Here is a 2,850-nt window from a genome sequence, read left to right as displayed (position 1 = left end):
TATAAGAGACAGGGCGGCAGCGGACCCGGATGCCGTGTCCGCTGCCGCCTCGAAGGAGGCCTCTCCGCGCGCGTCGTCTCCGGGCGCGGCTGGCAGCGTTCCGCCATGGGGCGGGGGATGGGTCGGGTCTCGCGTCATTCGCCTCGTAAGGGCAGCCGTCTAGCACGCATCCTCCCACCCATGGGGGTCGCGCTTAAGGACATTCTTCAGGGACGTCGGGGGTTCGCATGGGCCCCCCTGCCCGCCCTCCGTGCGCCCGCTGCCCAGGGGAAAGGCGCTACTCCTGGGTAACACCCAGACCCCAGGCGACGCCGGGTCCAGGCCGCAGGAGGGGCCCCAGGGCAGGCAGGCAGCCGAGCTCAACGGCCCGGCGCTTCAGGTGGGTGGCTTCAGGGTGCGCCCCTTATGGGTCCGGGGCAGCGCGTGGGAGATGAGCGACACGTAGTCCACCGCCTGCACGCGTGGTGGGGGGGGCTGCGTGCCCAGCGCGGCCAGGCGCTTGCTGAACGCGGCCAGGATGTCCGGCATGGGGCGCATGGCCTTGAGCAGCGCGTTGGGCCCCTCCATCGCCTGGGACAGCGCGATGGCCGCCTGCTGCAGCGGAAGTCCGCGCCTGAGCAGGTCCTGGAACGAGTTCGACAGCGTGATGATGTTGTGCCCCGCCGTCTGCACCATCTCCACGGCGATTTTCAGCACCTGCGGCGCCGTGAGGTGGCCGTCCGCCAGCAGCACCAGCGCCGCCTGGAAGTAGTTGAAGATGGGCACCACGCGCGGGCCGTAGGGCGTGAAGTGCGCGGGCGGCGTCAGCCTGTCCAGGTGGATGAAGATGCGCCGCACGGGGTCCGCGATGGGAATCTTCTTCCACGCCTCGTGCACCCGCGCGGCGTCGTCCGGGTACACCCCGCCCGCCTCCAGCACCTGGGCCAGCACGCGCTCGTCCACCCGGCCCGCGATGAGGTCCGCGTAGAGCGAATAGATGAACGCGTCCGCCTCCGCGTCGTCGCCGAAGAGCACCTCTTCCGCTTCCACCGGCGCGTTGACGCGGCTCTCCAGGATGGCGGGCAGCTTGTAGCCCACCTGTCCGCGCAGGGCCCGGAAGCGCCCGCGCAGCAGGTTGCCCACGTTGTCCTTGAGGACGAACTCGTCCCACTGGATGCCGTCCAGCTTGAGCTTCTCCTCCAGCACCGCGCGCATCTGCTTGGGGCTGCCGGACACGATGCACAGCCGCGAGTCCCCCTGCTCCGCCAGCTCGCGGATGAGCGCGGACGCGCCCGGGATGGCGACCTTCTCATGGGCCTTCTGGAACGCCGTGCGGAACAGGTCGCGCAGCGACTCGAAGTCCGTCTGGAGGTACGTCTTGTCCAGGTCCCACCGGTAGATGCGGCGCGGGGGGCGCGGGTCGATGCGGTCCGGCAGGCTCACTTCGCCAGGCCCTCCTGGATGGCGGTGCCCAGCTCGTTCGCCACCGCCTTCGCGGCCACCTTGCCCGCGTTCGCGATGGCGCGCGCCTTGGAGCGGCCGTGCGCCTTGATGAAGATGCGGTCGAACCCCAGGATGGGCGCGCCGCCGTACTGCTCCCAGTCCGTGATGTCCTTCAGCCGCTCGATGCCGGAGGACAGCATGGCCAGGCCCGCGCGCCAGCGCAGGCTCTCCTTGTAGGCGTACTGGGCCAGCTCCATCACCGTGTCGTGCACGCCCTCCAGCATCTTCAGGCACACGTTGCCCACGAAGCCGTCCGTGACGATGACGTCCACCGTGCCGCGCGGAATGTCGATGCCCTCCACGTTCCCCGTGAAGTTGAGCCCCGCCATCTGCGACAGCCGCTGGTGCGCCTCCACCACGCGCGGCGGGCCCTTCTGCGGCTCGACGCCGTTGGACAGGAGCGCCACCTTGGGCCGCTCGTTGCGGGAGATGATGCGCGCGTAGGCGCTTCCCATGACGGCGAACGCCACCAGGTCCTCCGCGGTGGCCTCCACCGTGGCGCCCACGTCGAGGATGAGGCTGAACGGGTCCTGCTTCGCGCCTCGCACGCCCCGCGTGGGGTACACCGTGGCCAGGGCCGCGCGGCGCACGCCGGGAATCAGCTGGAAGTGGCGCTTGCACGCGAGCACGCCCGCGCCCGTGTTGCCCGCGGAGACGAGCGCATGCGCTTCCCCCTCCGCCACCAGCCGGGCGGCCACCGCCACGGAGGACTCGGGCTTGCGCGCCAGCGCCTCGCCGGGCTTCTCGTCCATGCCCACGTAGTCACCCGCGTGGTGCACGGAGATGCGCTCCCCGTTGTGCTTGATGCCCGCCAGGGCCTCGTCGATGACCGGCCGGTCCCCCACGAGCAGCGCGTGGATGTGCGGAGACTCCAGCGAAAGCTGGGCGGCGCCTCGCACCACCTCCGCCGGGCCGTGATCGCTCCCCATCACGTCGAACGCGATGGTGATGTGCTGCGGCTTGCCCACCATGGTCCCCATCCTATGAGCTTTGCTCCGCGCCTGCTCCCGACATTCGCACCTGTGTCACCAGCGACAGTGCCAAAAGTCCACCCAGCGCCACCAGCACCGCGCCCGTCCCATAGGGGGCCGTCGGGCCCAGTCGGGTGAAGAGCAGGCCGCCCAGCGCGGGCCCGATGATGCGGCCCATGGACCCGGACGCCTGATAGGCCCCCAGCACCGCCCCCTGCCGCTCCATGGGCGCGTGCAGGGACACCAGCGCGGACAGGCACGGTGTCACCAGCGCGGAGCCCACCGCCAACAGGCCCATCACGGGGAAAAGCCACCCGTACGACGGCGCCACGGGCAGCAGGGCCAGCCCCACCGCCGTCAGCCCGAAGCCCACCGCGGCCACCGGGGCCTCCCGCCC

The 2,850-nt window shown here is 70.9% G+C and carries 3 protein-coding genes; all 3 read right to left on the bottom strand.

Features of this window, described 5'->3' with window-relative positions; all coding sequences use genetic code 11:
* Positions 1-375 precede the first annotated feature (375 nt).
* Positions 376-1,422, bottom strand: a complete 1,047-nt coding sequence (locus D7Y21_RS40930) for a phosphatase domain-containing protein (protein WP_120563345.1) — start codon at positions 1,420-1,422, stop codon at positions 376-378.
* Positions 1,419-2,453, bottom strand: coding sequence for a phosphate acyltransferase PlsX (gene plsX / locus D7Y21_RS40925; protein ID WP_014398336.1), 1,035 nt, complete (start codon positions 2,451-2,453; stop codon positions 1,419-1,421). The genes D7Y21_RS40930 and plsX overlap by 4 nt, the downstream gene beginning before the upstream one ends.
* Before the next feature lie 10 nt (positions 2,454-2,463).
* Positions 2,464-2,850: MFS transporter (locus tag D7Y21_RS40920; RefSeq protein WP_147469532.1), on the bottom strand; the 387-nt coding region annotated here is incomplete at its 5' end.

This window comes from Corallococcus sp. AB045 (genome assembly GCF_003668895.1).
Taxonomy (GTDB): domain Bacteria; phylum Myxococcota; class Myxococcia; order Myxococcales; family Myxococcaceae; genus Corallococcus; species Corallococcus coralloides.
This window is presented reverse-complemented; position numbering and strand designations above follow the sequence as displayed.